Origin of the sequence: Micromonospora sonneratiae, from assembly GCF_042679305.1 — a bacterium.
In the GTDB taxonomy this organism is placed as follows: domain Bacteria; phylum Actinomycetota; class Actinomycetes; order Mycobacteriales; family Micromonosporaceae; genus Micromonospora_H; species Micromonospora_H sonneratiae.
In genome coordinates this window covers 61,051-76,569 of sequence record NZ_JBHTMP010000035.1, presented here as the reverse complement: position 1 = coordinate 76,569, position 15,519 = coordinate 61,051, and the positions used below count along the sequence as shown (strand labels likewise).

Sequence of the window (15,519 nt, the reverse complement as noted above, 5' to 3'; positions counted from 1 at the left end):
GGCCCCGGGGGTGCCGGTCGGCCCGGTGGGCCGGGCGGTCCGGGTGTGCCCGGTCGGCGCGGCCCTCGGCCCCGGTGGGGACGGATCGCCCTGGTCGCCGGGGCGGTGGTGCTGGTCCTCGCCCTGATCAGCGGCATCGGGGTCTGGATCTACGCGGGCAACCTGGACGACGACCTCGCCCGTACCGACCCGTTCTCCGAGATCACCGGTGGTCGCCCACCGAAGACGGTCTCCGGCGCGATGAACATCCTGCTGGTCGGCACCGACTCCCGGGACCCGGACGCACCGCTGGACCAGCCGGGCAAGTGGCGGGCCGACACGATCATCGTGATGCACATCCCGTCCACCCAGGACCGGGCCTACCTCGTCTCGATTCCCCGCGACCTCTACGTGCCCATCCCGGAGAGCGCGAACGCGGGATGTGACACCGGTCAACGCGCGAAGATCAACGCCGCGTTCGCCTTCGGGGGCCTGCCGCTGGCCGTCCGTACGGTGGAGTGCTTCACCGACGTCCGCCTCGATCACGTGATGGCGATCGACTTCGCCGGATTCAAGGAGGTGACCGACGCGCTGGGCGGGGTCGACCTGAAGGTGGAGCGCACGATCACCTCCATCCACAAGCCGTTCCGGAAGTTCACCAAGGGCACCAATCATATGAACGGTGCCGAGGCGCTGGACTGGATTCGTCAGCGTAAGCAGTTCCCGGACGGCGATTTCGCCCGAATGCGTCACCAGCAGGAGTTCCTCCGGGCCCTGATGGACAAGGCCGCGAGTTCCGAGACGCTGACCAACCCTGGCAAGCTGAACGCCTTCCTCAAGTCGGTCACCAGCGCGGTCACCGTCGACCAGGGCTTCTCGCTGGTCGACATGGCGCTACAGTTCCGCAACCTGCGCGGAGAGGACCTACAGTTCGTCACCAGTCCGCACAAGGGCAGCGAGACGATCAACGGCGAGTCGGTGGTCGTCTCCGACCGGGAGAAGGCGCTGGCCATGTACCAGGCGATAACGGCGGACAAGATGACCGACTGGGTCCAGGCCAACGTGTCCCCGTCACCGTCGCCCGGCCAGTAACCCGGTAGTCAACCGGGCAGTAGCCGGGTAAGCGGACACCGCTGGTCGGGCAAACAGCGCGCGACCAGCGGTAAGCCGGCAGCAGAGGTCGATCGACTCAAATACCCCAACTGCCCGGAGATCGATCGAGTTGCCGCTTGATCGGGCCAGAACCGACGGGTGGGGCGTTATCGGGGCAGACACCATCGGGAGACTGTGCCGTAGGAAACTCGCGGGAACGGGTCAGGATCCGTACAGTGAGCAGGCCCCCCGACACATGACCTGGAGCAGGCATGCCGGTTCAGTCCCGCCGTCGTCCTCCGTCTCCGGAACCGAGTGCCGCTCCCCCTCGCGGCGCGTCGGGCATCCGGCCGCGAGATCCGAAAGACGGCAAGAACAGCAAAGAGAAAAAGGGCGGAAAGAAGTCCACCAAACGGAGTCGCCGGAAGGATCCGCTCTGGGCCCGGCTCGTGGTGATCCTGGGCGCGCTGCTGATGTTCAGCAGCGGCGCGGGCATCGTCGGGGTCGAGGCCATGAGCAATCAGGTCAACAACAGCATCGAGCAGGAGAACCTGCTCGGTGACGCCGGCAAGTCCGACGCCGAGGGTGGCAAGGACCTCGAAGGCCCGATCGACCTGTTGCTACTCGGGGTCGATGCCCGCGCCCGCTGGGATGTCAACGACACCCGCGCCGACACGATCATCATCCTGCACATCCCGGCCAGCCACGACCAGGCGTACCTGATCTCGATCCCCCGGGACACCGAGGTACAGGTGCCGGCGTTCAAGAAGAACGGCTACCGGGGTGGCACCACCAAGGCGACCGAGGCGTTCTTCCACGGCGCACAGAACGGTGGCGGCTGGGCGGGGGGCGCGCAGCTGATGGCGCAGACCATCAAGAAGCTGACCGGAATCAGCTTCGACGGCGCGGCGATCATCGACTTCAACGGCTTCAAGGGCGTGATCGACGCGCTCGGCAGCATCCCCATGTGCGTCGACCAGGAGGTCGAGTCACATCACATGACGCTGGTGAACGGCCAGCCGAAGTGGAACGCCGACGCCAAGAAGCTCAGCGGCACCAAGAAGAAGGTGGTGCACAAGAAGGGCTGCCGGGAGATGGAGGGCTGGGAGGCGCTGGACTACTCGCGCCAGCGGTACGGCCTGAAGAACGGCGACTACGACCGCCAGCAGAACCAGCAGCAGCTGATCAAGGCGATGGCCAAGAAGGCGATCGACAGCGGCGTGATGACCAACCCCGCCAAGCTCAACGCGCTGATCAAGGCAGCCGGTAAGGCGTTCGTGCTGGACACCGGCAAGACGCCGCTGGTCGACTTCGTCTTCACCATGCGGGGCGTGACCACGAACGAACTGGTCCTGCTGCGTACCAACGACGGTTCGTTCAATGAGAACGCGGCTGGACGGGAGACGCTCAGACCGATCAGCCACGAGATGTTCACGGCGGTCAAGAACGACACTCTCGCCGACTTCATCCTCAACAATCCGAGCGTGATCTCCAAGAAAAAGTAAGGCCCCAGAAGCCACAAAAGCCATTGGGTACGCGAATCGGACCCGTAGCCTGACATGAGGAAGTCTCAGGCTACGGGGTCCGGGAGGCGTCACGTCCAGATCAAAGCGGGCACATCCGGCACAGCCGGACCACCCGAACCGACACCCCGGGGACAGTAGGTCCCCCGGGGGAGCGGATGCCGCTTCCGGTCCGACCCGCCGCAGATCCCCCCGTTGGGCACGACTCATGGTCGGCTTCGGAATGGTGTTGCTGCTCGTCTCCGGCGTCGGCGGAATCGGACTACGGATGCTGATCCACCGGTACGACCGCAGTATCAGCAAGGACCGCCTGCTCGACCCGGCGGCCCGGCGGGACCATCCCACCGTCACCGGACCACTCAACTACCTGCTGGTCGGCTCCGACCGACGCCCGAACAGCCCGGACTCGGAGCAGCGATCCGACACGATCATGATCGCCCACATCCCGGCCAGTCTGGACCGCGCCTACCTGATCTCCGTACCCCGGGATCTGCTCGTCTCGATCCCCGCGTCCTCGACGACCGGCTACGGAGGCGGCTCCGACAAGATCAACTCGGCGTTCCAGCACGGTGGTGGCGGACAGGGCGGCACCCAACTGCTCTCCGCGACGCTCACCCGGCTGACCGGGATACGGTTCGACGGCGCCGCCCTGATCGACTTCTCCGGGTTCCAACGGGTGATCGACCTGGTCGGCGGGATCCGGATGTGCGTCGACACACCGGTACGGTCGATCCACACGAACACCCAGTTCAATCCCGGCTGTCAGCAGATGAACGGCACCCAGGCGCTCGACTTCGCCCGCCAGCGCTACGACCTGCCCAACGGCGACTACGACCGGCAACGGCATCAACAGCAACTCCTCAAGGCGATCCTCGACAAGATCGCCACTGACAAGCTGCTGACCAATCCGGTCAAGCTCGACCAGGTCGTCCGGGCGGTCGGCTCCTCGCTCACCATGGACACCAACGGCGTCGCCGTCGAGGATCTCATCTTCGGCTTGCGTGACCTGCGCTCCGACGCCCTCGTCGGGATACGGGTGCCGGCGTACTCCGAGATGGTCGACGACACCTCGTACGAGATGCTCGACGAGGAGGCCGACGACCTGTTCCGCTCCCTGGCCAGCCCGCACGTCGAGGACTGGGTACGGACGAACCCGAAGTGGGTCAACCAGATCTAGCAGCGCCCACCGTTGGTCGGCGTGGCTACGGCATCCAACGTGTCCGTGGCATCCAACGTATCCGTGGCATCCGGCGTGTTCGTGGCATCCGGCGTGTTCGTGGCATCCGGCGCGCCCGTCCCGATCGCCCGGCTGAAGGCGCGTACCCGGGCGGTTTCAGCGTCTCGCCGCCAGACGAGGCCGAGCGCGGAGTCCGGCAGGCCGGTGACCGGCAGGTAGGCGACGTCCCGCCGGCGGTGGTAACTGGCCGAGGGGCGGCAGAGCAACATTGCGCCGCGATTCGCGGCGATAAGTGCGAGGCCCTCCTGAAGGGTGGTCACGGCGGGTCCACGCGGGATGAGACGACCACCGGGAGTGACGGTCGGGGCCTGGGCTGCACGCCAGTATTCGGGGGCGGCCTCCTCAGCGGGGCCGACCAGCGGACAATCGGCCAACTCCTCGGGCAACTCCTCGACGGACAGCAAGTCACGCCCGGCGAGCGGGTGCCTTACGGAGACGGCGAGCATCTGCTGCTGCCGGGAGAAGACCGGGCCGAGGGCCAGGTCCGGCTCCCGCATCGGCAGCAGTACGACCGCAGCGTCGACCTCGCCGCGCCGGAGCGCGCCGAACGGCTCGGCCAGTGGGAGTTCCGTGAGGGTGACGGCGCAGCGGGGATGCTCGTCCTGGAACGAGTCGACGGCCGCCATGGTCCGCCCCTCGGCGACGCCCTGGAAGCCGATACGTAGGACGCCCTCGATGCCCCGGGCAGCCGTACGGGCATCCTCGACGGTGTTCCTGAGCGTGTCGTACGCGGGGCGGAGCCCGGCGAGGAAGTGCCCGCCCAACGGGGTGAGGCAGACCCGGCGGCTGGTGCGCTCGACGAGTTGGGCCCCGATCCGCCGTTCCAGGGACCGGAGGAGCTGACTGACCCGGCTCTGCGACACCCGCAGCCGCTCACCGGTACGGCCGAAGTGCAGTTCCTCGGCGAGTACGAGGAAGCACTCCAACTCCCGGATCTCGAGTCCGTTCACCATCACTCCCAGTCGTACCGCAACCATGAGCCCAACTCGAAAAGAAAGATAAGCCCAGCTCATAGAAGGATGAGCGCTTCGCCGTTGTTCCCCCGAACCAGGGCGATCAGGCTGATCACATGACCAAGGTCGAACATTTCGCGCCGGGCCACCAGGCCAGCAACTGGCCGGCTGTCGCGGCGGTGGCCACCGCGACGTTCTCGGTCGTGACCACGGAGATGCTGCCGGTCGGGCTGCTCCCCACGATCAGTGCCGAACTGGGGGTCTCCACCGGGACGGCGGGCCTGACGATGACCGTCCCCGGACTGGTCGCCGCCGGGGCGGCCCCCCTGGTCGCACTGACCGTCGGACGGATGGACCGCCGGTGGGTACTGGTCGGACTGGCGAGCCTGCTGACAGCGGCCAACCTGCTTTCCGCCGTCGCGCCGGGATTCACGATGTTGCTGGCGCTCCGGGCGCTGATCGGCGTGTGCATCGGCGGTATCTGGGCCATCTCCGGTGGGCTGGCCGTACGACTCGTTCCACAGGGTTCCGTCGGATCCGCCACCTCCGTGATCTTCAGCGGCATCGCGGTGGCCTCGGTGCTGGGGGTACCCATGGGCACCCTGACCGGGGACCTGTTCGGCTGGCGGGCGGCGTTCCTGGCCATGGGCGTCCTGTCGCTGGGGGTGACGGTCGCGTTGGCCGTCCTGCTCCCGCCGCTGCCGCCACAGCGGGCGGTACGGATCGGCGAGTTGACCCGGCTGCTACGGAATTCCCGGGTCCGCGCCGGACTGCTGGTGATCATGCTCCTGGTGACTGGGCACTTCGCCGCCTACACCTACGTACGGCCGGTGCTGGAAGGGCCATACGTGGTCGCCCCGACGCTGGTCAGCGCACTGTTGCTGCTGTTCGGCGTCGCCGGGGTGGCCGGTAACTTCCTCGGCGGGGCGATGGCGACCCGGGACCCGAGGAGGGCGCTGCTGGTCATCCCGGCGGTGCTGGTCGTGGTGCTGTCGGTGGTCCCGTTCGGCAGCGGGCCGGTGACCGCGGCCGTGCTGCTTCTCGGGTGGGGACTCGGGTACGGGGGCGTGTCGGTCAGCACGCAGAGCTGGTTGCTGGCCTCGGCACCCCAGGCGCCGGAGGCCACCACCGTGCTGTTCGTGACGACGTTCAACGTGGCGATCTCACTCGGCGCGCTGGTGGGCGGGCGGACCGTGGACATCGTCTCGTCGTCCGGGGTGATGTGGCTCGGTGGCGCGCTGGCCCTCCTGGCGCTGGTGGCGGTCGCCGGCCGGGGCTCAGGCTCTAGGCTTGGTAACCGTGTTCGGACCTGAGATCCCTTCCGTGACCGCGCCCGACGTGCCCGAGGGCGCCTACCTGCTCGACGTACGCGAGCCGGACGAGTGGACGGCCGGCCACGCAGCTGGCGCCCACCATCTGCCGATGATGGAGATCCCGGCCCGGATGTCCGAGGTGCCCACCGAGGGTGAGGTCGTGGTGATCTGCCGTTCCGGCGGGCGGTCGGGGCAGGTGGTGGGCTATCTGATGAACAACGGATGGGACAACGTCCGCAACCTGGTGGGCGGGATGCACGCGTGGGCGGCGGCCAACCGGCCCATGGCCAGCGAGGACGGACGCCCGGCCCGGGTGATCTGACCGTGGACGGCCCATTGGTGTTCGCCCACCGTGGCTCCTCGGCCGCGCTGCCGGAACACACCCTGGCCGCGTACCTTCGGGCACTCGACGAAGGCGCCGACGGTCTGGAGTGCGACGTACGACTGACCCGGGACGGCCACCTCGTCTGTGTCCACGACCGGCGGTTGGACCGGACCAGCAACGGCCGGGGTCGGGTCAGCGCCCACACCCTGGCGGAACTGGATCAACTCGACTTCGGCTCGTGGCACACTGGGGAACCCGACGAGACCGTCGACGACGTGGGCGACGTGCCCGCGGATCCGAACCGTACCCGGCTGCTCACGTTGGACCGGCTGCTGACGGCCGTACGGTCGGCCGGGCGGCCGGTCAGGCTGCTGATCGAGACGAAGCATCCGAGCCGGTACGGCTCCACCGTCGAGCGCCGCCTGATCGCGATGCTGCGCCAGCACGGACTGAGCGACCCCCGACCGGACGACCCGGTACGCGTCACCGTCATGTCCTTCTCGCCGCTGGCCATCCGCCTGATGCGGGGACTGGCCCCGCGACTGCCCACCGTGCTGCTGCTCGAGGTCGTTCCCCGTTGGCCACGCATGACCCGGTTGCCGTTCGGGGCGCAGATCGCCGGACCGGGCATCAACCTGGTACGGACCCGGCCACGACTGGTCCCGGCGCTGCGGGAGGCCGGACATCCGGTCTACGTCTGGACCGTCAACGAACCTCCCGACATCGACCTGGTGCTCGACTGTGGGGTGGACGGCATCATCACCGACCGGCCCGCGCTGGTCCTCGGTCGCCTCGGTCGTTGATCACCGCAAACCGGATCAGACCACGTCAGGTTGCGGTGATACCGGAGCAACGGACATCCCGAACCGGGTAATCGGATGGTGACCCCGCACTGCCCAAAGTCGGACCGAGAGGGCAGACTCGGGGTATGCCGGAGCGCCTCGACTACGCCGCTCTCATCGCCGGCCAGACCGTTGTCATAGAGATGATCAATTCAGGCGATGCCGGGCTGCCGGCCATCAACGAACTGCTGCAACTGGTCCAGCGGTCGCTTGGCGCGGCAGGCATGGCCTTCGTGGAATACGCTCCCACCGGTGGTCGTGTCATCGCCGCCACCGGCGGGATGCAGTGGTCGCTCGGGCGTCCCCTACCCACCACCGATCCGGCCATCGCCCGCCTACTGACCGGTCCCCGGGTCCAGGAACTGTGCTTCGACCAACTCCCCCCGATACTCGCCGACCAGCTCATCGGGCGAGGCCTGCATCGCATGATCACCGCTCGGGCGGAGATCGGGGGAGTTGCCGTGGGCAGCCTGCACGCGCTCTACCCGGACGCCGAGGGCTGCGGCAGCGCGGAACAGCGCATGGTCCTCGCCCACCTGGCGGCCTGTGCCGCCCACATCTACGGGGACCAGACCGGCCTGCCCATGCACGGTGACGGCCCCGTGGTCGCCGCCCTCACCGACGGGCTGGCCATCGTCAACCAGGACGGCCTCGTCCGGCTCTGGAATCCGGCGGCCGAACGGGTCACCGGCTGGGCTGCGGCCCAACTGCTCAACCGCCCCCTTCCGTTTCCGGTGCAACCGTCCGGACAGCTACTCGACCACCGGCTGGCCGACGGCCGGTGGATCAGGATCACCGCCACCGAACTCCCCGGCTTCGCCGACCACCGGGTGGTGACCTTCCGGGACATCACCGATCAGCACCTGCCCGGCCCCGACCACGATCTCTTCGTCGCCGTCACCAGCCATGAGCTGCGCACACCGGTCACCGTCATCAAGGGGTACGCGGAGACGCTCAGCAACCACTGGGACTCCCTCTCCGAGCCGCAGCGTCGGCAGGCAGCACGGGTGATCGGGCAACGTGCCGACGAACTCGCCCGACTGGTCGACCGGCTGCTGGCGGCCACCAACGACGCCGGGCCGGCGGGCGACGCGCCGCCCGTACCCTTCGACCTGGTTGAGGCGCTGCGGAGCGCGGTGGGCAACCTGCCCACGGACCTGCGCCACCGGTTGCGCCTGGACCTACCCGAGAACCTGCCCAAGGCGCTCGGCGACCGGGCCAGTCTGGCGACGATGCTGACCGAGCTGACCACCAACGCCGAGAAGTACTCCGAGCCGGGAAGCCCGGTGGAAGTCAGCGCGGACTACGACAAGCGCACCGTGTCGTTCCAGGTCAGCGACCGGGGCATCGGAATCCGGCCCGAACATGTCGAACGCGCGTTTGAGCGGTTCTGGCAGGGGGAATCCGGTGACCGACGTCAGTATCGCGGGGCGGGGCTGGGTCTCTATCTGGTACGTCGAATAGTCGAGCGACAAAATGGATGGGTATCCCTCCGCCCACGCGAAGGGGGCGGTACCGTCGCAGAAGTGCGACTTCCCCGAGGGTGAGCCGCCGTAACCGATCCATGCGGGTATCCAAGGAGGGATGTTCGTGTTGACGGCCATGGCCGAGCGTTCGTGGTGCGTGGTGGTTCCGCACCACGCCCAGGGGGCGCGGCTGGCCCGTCACCGCCTCACCGCCGAACTCACCGATGCAATCGATCCGACCATGCTGGCCGACGTGGTCTCGGTGGTCGCCGAACTGGTGGGCAACGCCGTACGGCACGCCGAGCCACTGCCCGGTGGGGTGATCCGGGTGGCCTGGCGGCTCCGCCCCGGCCCGGCTGGCAACGTGGTCAAGGTGCAGGTCACCGACGGCGGCTCGGTCGAGCCACCACAGGTACGGGTGGTCGGACCGGACGCACTCGACGGCCGTGGCCTGACCATCGTGGCTGCGCTGGCCAGCAGTTGGGGTGTCGAACGTGACGGACTCGGCCAGAGTGTCTGGGCCGAGGTGTCCGCAACGGTCGAGCAGGGACTGGTCACCGCGCCCTGAGCCCGGGACGATCTGGCTTTCCCACCCGGCCGGTCCGGGGCAACGGTGCCGGCTGCCGGGGCTTAGGCTGTCTCGCCGTGAGCAAGCGTCGAAAGCAAGCCCGGTCCACCGCCGAAGCGGCCCCCAGACGGCAGAAGGTGCGGGACATCTTCGTAGCCCGGCCCTTCGAGGGATTGGCCGACGAGCCCGAGTGGATCGCCCTGCGTGAGTTGGTCCCGGCTGCCTCCGCACCCCTGCAGCTCACCCCCGACCTGGTCGAGCGGTACGGTGACCGCCCGGTGACCCTGGCCACCGTGCTGCCGATGGCGGCGCCGGCGATGACCAAGCCGGATGGGCGGATCATGCTGGGCCTGCAACGGCACGTCCAGTCCGGCGACGTCTCCCGGGATCTCGCCGTGGCGGTGCTCTGCGCGCTGGAGACCGCGCCCGGAAACACGGTGTCGGTGCCGCCGCTGCCCGGTGAGGGTCCCCGGTTGCAGGACATCCTGGTCGACGGTCCACTCGACGTCACCATGCACGACGGGTTCGACTTCTGGCTGGACGAGGGTGCCACCAACGACCCGAACGTACGGGCCTCGCTCGAACGCGCCGACGCCTCGATCTATCCGACCGTCCGGCTCAAGGCCGCGCCGGCCGCGTACTGGTGCCAGGTGCCGGAGAAGGCACACGTGCGTTGGGTCCTGCCGGACAGCGAGGACGATGCCCTCGACGCGCTGTCGCGGCTCAGCGCCGCCGGTGAGCTACTGCTCGGCGACGGTACGAAGTTCGCCGGCATGTTCCGGGCCCACGGTCGGCTGGTGCCGGTGTGGGACCTCCCGCGTGACCCGGAGGCTGGCGAGTGGGAGACCCCGCTGGCCGAGTTCGCCAAGCGGTACGCCGAGGCGCTGGCCGACTCGACGCCGCTGGACGCCGCCGCCCGCCGCTCCCGGCAGGGCCTGCTCGGTCGTCAACTGACGCTCCGGTAGGTAGTACCTCGCTGTAGGGAAGGGCCCCTCTTCGCTTTCTGCCCAGGGCGGATCGGCGGATTCAAGGGGCCCTTTCCCAACCGCAACGCTCATGGCTTGCGGTAGTTCAGGAGCACGATGCCGCTGTCGAAGGCCCGGCTGTCGAACAGTACGAACCGTCGCGGGTCGAACTCCCGGGTGACCAGCGGGACACCGGATCCCACGATCACCGGATTGAGCTTGATGAGCAGCTCGTCGATCTCGTCCAGCAGTTGACCAGCGAGGTCCCCGCCGCCGCAGAGCCAGATGTCCCCGCCCTCCTGCTGCTTGAGGCGTCGGACGAACTCGACCGGATCACCCGACACCACCTCCACCTCGGGCTCCGGCGGGGCGGCCACCGAGCGGGAGAAGACGTACTGCTTCAGGTGTGCGTACGGGCTGGTGATGCCCTCCTTCAGCGCCGGGTCGTAGGTGCCCCGCCCCATGACGACGGTGTCGAACCGCGCGTTGGGCGCGGTCACCCCGAGCATCTTGCGGCCTGCGGTGGGCAGGAATTCCGGGTATCTCGGGGTGATGTATTCGGATAGGTCGGGCTCGATGGTGAAGAAGTCCCACGAGCCGTCGGGCGCGCAGATGTAACCGTCGATGGTGCTGGCTACGTAGTAGACGAGCTTTCGCAAGATGACTCCCAATCACTACTTCTGTCGTGGTTCTCTGAATGTACAGCACCCGTAGTGGTTAGTGCTAGCGTGATCGCCATGGCAAGGAATCCGGAACGCCGTAACCTCCTGGCTGACGCCGGGCTGCGCGTACTCGCCGCCTCGGGTCCACGTGGCCTCACCCACCGTGCGGTGGACGCCGAAGCCGGCGTACCGACCGGCACCGCCTCCAACTACTTCCGATCCCGGGACGCCCTGCTCGGCGCGCTCGGCAAGCGCATCATCGAACGGTTCGCGCCGGACGAGGCCGTACTGGCGGAACTGGGCAGCCGCAAGCCCTCGCTGGAGCTGTTCGCCGACTACCTTCGCTACATCGTCGAGCGCACGACGCGACAGCCCGAGCTCACCCGGGCGCTCCTTGAACTGCGCCTGGAGGCCGCCCGCAGCCCGGAACTGGCCCGGATCCTCGGCGAGACCCTGCGGCAGGGCTACCGTGACGACGTCGCCTTCCACCGGGCGGCGGGACTGCCCGGTGGGGCGTTCGAGGTCGCGCTGCTGCACTACGCGACCGACGGTCTGCTGCTGGACCTGCTCACCACCTCCATCGACCCGGAGATCGACCCGGACGAGGTGGTGGCCGAACTGGTCGACCGCCTGGTCCGGAACCACCCGGAACCGGGGTAGTCCGAATCAGCCCGGAACCGGTCGGCTACCGGTAGCCACGGGTCGGCTAGATGGTTCCGTTCCGGACGAGCGGGCAGGACAGGCAGCGTGGCCCACCCCGGCCCGAACCCAGCTCGGAACCGGCGATCCGGATCACCTCGATACCGGCCCGTTCAAGTTGCCGGTTGGTCTCCACGTTGCGCTCGTACGCGACGCAGAGCCGGGGCGCGATGGCGAGGGTGTTGTTGCCGTCGTCCCACTGCTCGCGCTCGGCGGTGACCGGGTCCAGACCGGTGTCGATCACCCGCAGCGTGGTCAGGTCCATCGCATCCGCCGCCGCCCGGAGGAACGGTGCCGGCCCGTCGATCTGCAACCCGCCGTCGGCACCGGCGACCACGGTGTACGCCGACAGCGAGTCGGCGATGTTGGGGTACATGACCACCGCGTCGACGTCCACCATGGTGCAGATGGTGTCGAGGTGCATGGTGGCCCGCTCCTGCGCGATCGGCACGACCAGGATGGTGTGTGCCAGGTCCGCGTCGAACACCCGCCGGGCCAGTTGCTCGGCACCGGCGGGGGTGGTCCGCTCGCCGACACCGATGGCGACCACACCGGGGGCCAGCAGCAGCACGTCGCCCCCCTCGACATGCTCGAACTCGGGACGGTAGACGAACCGCGTACCGCCGAACCGGGGATGGTGGCGGTAGATGGCGTCGACGAGGCTGGTCTCCCGTCGCCGGGCCGGCATGGCGAGGCTCATCACCGCGGCGCGGTCCCGGATCCACACCGACTGGTCGCGGGTGAACAGCAGGTTCGGCAGCGGGTCGATGACGAAGTCGTGCCGGTCCATCAGGGTGTAGACCAGGCCGCCGGGACGGTCCCAACTGGTCCGCAGTTCCTCGTGCGCGAGGCCGGCGACGAACACGTCGGCCAACCCCACCGGATCGAGGTACGCCAGGTGGTCGGATACCCGTTGCCGTAGGGTGCCGCCCAGCCGGGGATCCTGTAGCACCCGTTCAATCAACTCTGCCCGTGCGTCATCGACAGCCAGCGTCTCGACCAGTAACGTAGCAAGGTAGAGCACCTCGACCCCCCGCTCACGCAGGACTGCGGCGAAGGCGTCATGCTCCTCCTGGGCCCGACCGACCCAGGGGATGGCGTCGAAGAGCAGTGAGTCGTTGTTGCGTGGTGTCAGCCGGGCGAGTTCCCGGCCCGGACGGTGAAGCAGGACGGTGCCGAGCCGCCCAACCTCACTGTTGGCGTAGTGGCTCATCTCCGCAGCGTAGGGCAGCTGTTGGCACCATCCGGGAAATAAGGCTTCCCGTGAATGTGGCATTCATCCATACTCACTCCGGCGCTTCGACTTGCCGGACCACCGGTCACAGCACGTACTGTAGTGAGTAGATAACCTCGAGGGACCTTTTGCCGGAGGTCACGATGACTGTCTTTCCCGCGCGTCGAGCGGTGCCCTCCCCTCGGGCCCTGCCTCCCGCCAACGCACGGCACGCCCCCGCCGAGTCGCCCGGGATACTTGAGCCAGTCCGCCCAAGCCCGATGGAATGGGCTCGTCGCCGTCGCGCCGAACGCGACGCCCGTCGAGTCGAGGCGGCCGGCGCGCGTGCGCTCAACCAACTCGACCACCTTGGACCGTCCTGGCACGTGATCGACTGGCCACGCGACCTGTCCGAGGCGCAGGCGATCGACCTGGGTCGCAGCGTAGCCGACGACCGCGCCGGCTTCCTGGCCATCGGCCCGGGCGGACTGTTCGCGGTCACCATTGCCGACCACGGCCGGGCACGCGTCATGGTCGCCGGCGACGTCGTACAGATCAATGGCAAGCGACCGGCGTACGTTGCCGAGGCGCGCCGCGACGCGAAGCGGGCCAGCAAGGCGTTGTCCAAGGCGGTTGGCCTGACCATCCCGGTAACCCCGGTGCTGACGTTCGTCGGATCCGGCGTGATCAGCGTCTACGGGCTGCCCAAGGAGTGCCTGGTCGCCACCCATCGAGAGTTGGACCGGCTACTCATCGCCGGCGGCACCCGGATCAGCGCCGCAACGGCCGAGAAACTGTCCCGGGTCGCCCAGGCACCCAGTACCTGGGCGAACACCCCATTCCGGACGAGCGCCGACTACCGGTGGTACGAGGAGGGCCGAACGGCCGCTGACAAGCGGGCGACCCGCCGGTAACGTCACCAACCGGTGCCACCCCGCCGGGGCGTACAACCGCTGCCTCGGCGGGCGTCGGCCATCCCGGTCTGAACCGGCTAGCGCGATGAGCCGGCGGTGTACATAGGAGGCGCGGTGGCGCACGTCGAACTCTCCCTCTCGGAAGTGCGAATCCCTCCGATCAGCGCTCCGGTAGAGCAGAAGTCCGACGACAGCTTCGCCCGGTGGTCCGCCACCGTTTCCAGCGCCGCCGAGCCGTGCCTGCTCATCGACCGTGACACCACCATCGCCGCAGTCTCCGTCTCCTGTTGTCGGCTGCTCGGGCTCGGCGAACCGGCCGACGTCATCGACCTGCCACTGCTGGACGGCGGCCTCCGGCTGCTCGACTTCACCGCAGCCCGCGCCGAACTGACCGAGCAGGAGGTCGACAAGATCCCGCCGCTGTTGGCGCTGACCTCCGGTCGGCTGGCCCGAGGCCTGCTGCGGGTCCGGCCCACGTCGGCCGGTGAGGCCGACGCCACAGTCGATGCCATCACCACACCGATCCTGGCGGATGGCGAGGTCGCCGGATCGCTTACCTTCTTTTCCGAGATCTGACGTTCTATCTAGTTGTCGTTCCCGACACCGGGCGTTAGCGGGCAGGACAACCTCGTCGGCCAGCATCTCGGCAGGCGCCGAAAGAAGCCGCTGTGGTTTTCGCCGCACCGTACGGAGTTGGGACATTCCCCTGACCAGCGTTAGGTTCCCATCATGCTGGATGTCGCTCTGCTGCCGGAGGAATACGCCGTGTGCCGACTGCCCACCGGCTCGTCGGTGCCGGCCGGTCTGCTGAGCGGCCCCACGGATCCCGGGATCGTGTCGGTCAGCTGGACCGCCGACGAGATATCGATCATCTGCCCCGCCGACCGGGTACCTGCCGAGGCCACCGTCGAGACCCCCTGGCGATGTCTCCAGGTCGCCGGCCCGATGGACCTGGCCCTGACCGGAATCCTCGCCTCGCTGGTCGTGCCGCTGGCCGATGCCCGGGTCAACATCGTGGCCTTCTCGACCTACGACACCGACTATCTGCTGGTGCCCTCGGTCCGACTGGCGGAGGCACTGGCCGCCCTCACCCACGCCGGGCACCGGGTCGCCGGCATTTGATCACCGCCTGACCTCCAAATGGCGATCGACAGGCCCTACGATGGGGCTCAGTCACGCGACACAACGGCGTCCACCTATGCCCAGGGAGGCGGCTCGTGCTCCGCGCACCGTTCTCCAGTGCTGCAAACCGGCTGCTCATCGCCAGCGCCCTGGCCGCCGCGACCCTTACGCTGTCCGCCTGCGGGGTGCCACCGGAGTTGGAGAATCCCGGCGGGAGCCTGCCCACGCCGCACAGTTCGGCGCCCACCGGCCTGCCGCCGACCCTGCCGGGCAGGTCCCTGCCCACACCGACTGCCCCAACGCCCACCGCCCGCTTCCCGGAGGCCACCGCAACCGACTGTCAGGGCAGCCCGACCGGGGCCCAGGTGATCGCCCTGCTGCGTCGGGCGTCCAACCTGCTGTCGGCCAACACCCGGGCCACCGTCTCCACCGGTCCACTCTGCGCCGGCGACTGGCAGTACAGCGTCGTCCAGATCCCCAACCGCGAGCCGCTGCAGGTCGTGTCGAAGGGATCCCCGGCCGCCCTGACCCTGGTCACCGCAGGCACCGACGTCTGCAACATCCCGGTCCGGGTCGGTGCGCCCACCGGCATCAGGTTCGTCGCCTGCGAGCAGGCTCTGCTGCCCACCTTCGGTGGATAGGCTGG

Annotated in this window: 17 protein-coding genes; 14 read left to right on the top strand and 3 right to left on the bottom strand. The window is 68.4% G+C overall.

Going from position 1 to position 15,519, the window contains the following annotated elements:
- The 3 genes from ACFQ4H_RS21690 to ACFQ4H_RS21680 form a co-directional block, all read left to right on the top strand.
- Positions 1 to 1,071: LCP family protein (locus ACFQ4H_RS21690; RefSeq protein ID WP_377573088.1), on the top strand; the 1,071-nt coding region annotated here is incomplete at its 5' end.
- A gap of 449 nt (positions 1,072 to 1,520) precedes the next feature.
- Positions 1,521 to 2,576 (top strand): LCP family protein, encoded by a 1,056-nt coding sequence (locus tag ACFQ4H_RS21685; protein WP_449289030.1) that lies wholly within the window; start codon positions 1,521 to 1,523, stop codon positions 2,574 to 2,576.
- Between the two features lie 241 nt (positions 2,577 to 2,817).
- Positions 2,818 to 3,771 (top strand): LCP family protein, encoded by a 954-nt coding sequence (locus ACFQ4H_RS21680; protein ID WP_449289029.1) that lies wholly within the window; start codon positions 2,818 to 2,820, stop codon positions 3,769 to 3,771.
- Here ACFQ4H_RS21680 and ACFQ4H_RS21675 read toward each other — a convergent pair.
- Complete coding sequence (locus ACFQ4H_RS21675; RefSeq protein WP_377573082.1) at positions 3,768 to 4,781, bottom strand: LysR family transcriptional regulator; 1,014 nt, start codon at positions 4,779 to 4,781, stop codon at positions 3,768 to 3,770. The genes ACFQ4H_RS21680 and ACFQ4H_RS21675 overlap by 4 nt on opposite strands.
- A 119-nt stretch (positions 4,782 to 4,900) precedes the next feature.
- Here ACFQ4H_RS21675 and ACFQ4H_RS21670 point away from each other — a divergent pair, with 119 nt between their 5' ends.
- From ACFQ4H_RS21670 to ACFQ4H_RS21645, 6 genes are all read left to right on the top strand, one after another.
- Positions 4,901 to 6,097, top strand: a complete 1,197-nt coding sequence (locus tag ACFQ4H_RS21670; RefSeq protein ID WP_377573079.1) for an MFS transporter — start codon at positions 4,901 to 4,903, stop codon at positions 6,095 to 6,097.
- Positions 6,084 to 6,419 (top strand): rhodanese-like domain-containing protein, encoded by a 336-nt coding sequence (locus tag ACFQ4H_RS21665; RefSeq protein ID WP_377573076.1) that lies wholly within the window; start codon positions 6,084 to 6,086, stop codon positions 6,417 to 6,419. Before ACFQ4H_RS21670 ends, ACFQ4H_RS21665 begins: the two co-directional genes overlap by 14 nt.
- A 2-nt stretch (positions 6,420 to 6,421) precedes the next feature.
- Complete coding sequence (locus tag ACFQ4H_RS21660; RefSeq protein WP_377573074.1) at positions 6,422 to 7,225, top strand: glycerophosphodiester phosphodiesterase; 804 nt, start codon at positions 6,422 to 6,424, stop codon at positions 7,223 to 7,225.
- Positions 7,226 to 7,350: 125 nt separating this feature from the next.
- Complete coding sequence (locus ACFQ4H_RS21655) at positions 7,351 to 8,811, top strand: sensor histidine kinase (RefSeq protein WP_377573071.1); 1,461 nt, start codon at positions 7,351 to 7,353, stop codon at positions 8,809 to 8,811.
- Between the two features lie 37 nt (positions 8,812 to 8,848).
- Entirely contained in the window at positions 8,849 to 9,298 is a 450-nt protein-coding gene (locus ACFQ4H_RS21650; protein WP_377573069.1) for an ATP-binding protein, read from the top strand.
- On the top strand, positions 9,295 to 10,263 hold the full coding sequence (locus ACFQ4H_RS21645; protein ID WP_377573099.1) for a DUF5926 family protein: 969 nt from the start codon (positions 9,295 to 9,297) through the stop codon (positions 10,261 to 10,263). Before ACFQ4H_RS21650 ends, ACFQ4H_RS21645 begins: the two co-directional genes overlap by 4 nt.
- An 89-nt stretch (positions 10,264 to 10,352) precedes the next feature.
- Here the strand turns inward: ACFQ4H_RS21645 and ACFQ4H_RS21640 are convergent, their stop codons facing one another.
- Positions 10,353 to 10,922 carry a dihydrofolate reductase family protein gene (locus ACFQ4H_RS21640; protein ID WP_377573066.1) on the bottom strand — a complete coding sequence of 190 codons (570 nt, stop codon included), beginning with the start codon at positions 10,920 to 10,922 and terminating at the stop codon, positions 10,353 to 10,355.
- Between the two features lie 78 nt (positions 10,923 to 11,000).
- Between ACFQ4H_RS21640 and ACFQ4H_RS21635 the strand changes: the two genes are divergently transcribed.
- Positions 11,001 to 11,585 (top strand): TetR/AcrR family transcriptional regulator, encoded by a 585-nt coding sequence (locus tag ACFQ4H_RS21635; protein WP_377573063.1) that lies wholly within the window; start codon positions 11,001 to 11,003, stop codon positions 11,583 to 11,585.
- A 46-nt stretch (positions 11,586 to 11,631) separates the two neighbouring features.
- Here the strand turns inward: ACFQ4H_RS21635 and ACFQ4H_RS21630 are convergent, their stop codons facing one another.
- A complete protein-coding gene (locus ACFQ4H_RS21630; RefSeq protein WP_377573060.1) occupies positions 11,632 to 12,837 on the bottom strand; it encodes an arginine deiminase in 1,206 nt (401 codons plus the stop codon).
- Positions 12,838 to 13,001: 164 nt separating this feature from the next.
- Between ACFQ4H_RS21630 and ACFQ4H_RS21625 the strand changes: the two genes are divergently transcribed.
- The 4 genes from ACFQ4H_RS21625 (at position 13,002) to ACFQ4H_RS21610 (ending at position 15,514) form a co-directional block, all read left to right on the top strand.
- Entirely contained in the window at positions 13,002 to 13,751 is a 750-nt protein-coding gene (locus ACFQ4H_RS21625) for a hypothetical protein (RefSeq protein WP_377573058.1), read from the top strand.
- Between the two features lie 114 nt (positions 13,752 to 13,865).
- Positions 13,866 to 14,327 carry a hypothetical protein gene (locus ACFQ4H_RS21620; protein ID WP_377573056.1) on the top strand — a complete coding sequence of 154 codons (462 nt, stop codon included), beginning with the start codon at positions 13,866 to 13,868 and terminating at the stop codon, positions 14,325 to 14,327.
- A gap of 153 nt (positions 14,328 to 14,480) precedes the next feature.
- Positions 14,481 to 14,873, top strand: coding sequence for an ACT domain-containing protein (locus tag ACFQ4H_RS21615; protein ID WP_377573053.1), 393 nt, complete (start codon positions 14,481 to 14,483; stop codon positions 14,871 to 14,873).
- Between the two features lie 95 nt (positions 14,874 to 14,968).
- A complete protein-coding gene (locus ACFQ4H_RS21610; RefSeq protein ID WP_377573050.1) occupies positions 14,969 to 15,514 on the top strand; it encodes a hypothetical protein in 546 nt (181 codons plus the stop codon).
- Positions 15,515 to 15,519: the final 5 nt, after the last annotated feature.

Coding starts and splice junctions, on each gene's coding strand:
- ACFQ4H_RS21680 (WP_449289029.1), top strand. CDS start 2,818: ATGGTGTTGCTGCTCGTCTCCGGCGTCGGCGGAATCGGACTACGGATG.
- ACFQ4H_RS21670 (WP_377573079.1), top strand. CDS start 4,901: ATGACCAAGGTCGAACATTTCGCGCCGGGCCACCAGGCCAGCAACTGG.
- ACFQ4H_RS21655 (WP_377573071.1), top strand. CDS start 7,351: ATGCCGGAGCGCCTCGACTACGCCGCTCTCATCGCCGGCCAGACCGTT.
- ACFQ4H_RS21650 (WP_377573069.1), top strand. CDS start 8,849: ATGTTCGTGTTGACGGCCATGGCCGAGCGTTCGTGGTGCGTGGTGGTT.
- ACFQ4H_RS21635 (WP_377573063.1), top strand. CDS start 11,001: ATGGCAAGGAATCCGGAACGCCGTAACCTCCTGGCTGACGCCGGGCTG.
- ACFQ4H_RS21630 (WP_377573060.1), bottom strand. CDS start 12,837: ATGAGCCACTACGCCAACAGTGAGGTTGGGCGGCTCGGCACCGTCCTG.
- ACFQ4H_RS21625 (WP_377573058.1), top strand. CDS start 13,002: ATGACTGTCTTTCCCGCGCGTCGAGCGGTGCCCTCCCCTCGGGCCCTG.
- ACFQ4H_RS21615 (WP_377573053.1), top strand. CDS start 14,481: ATGCTGGATGTCGCTCTGCTGCCGGAGGAATACGCCGTGTGCCGACTG.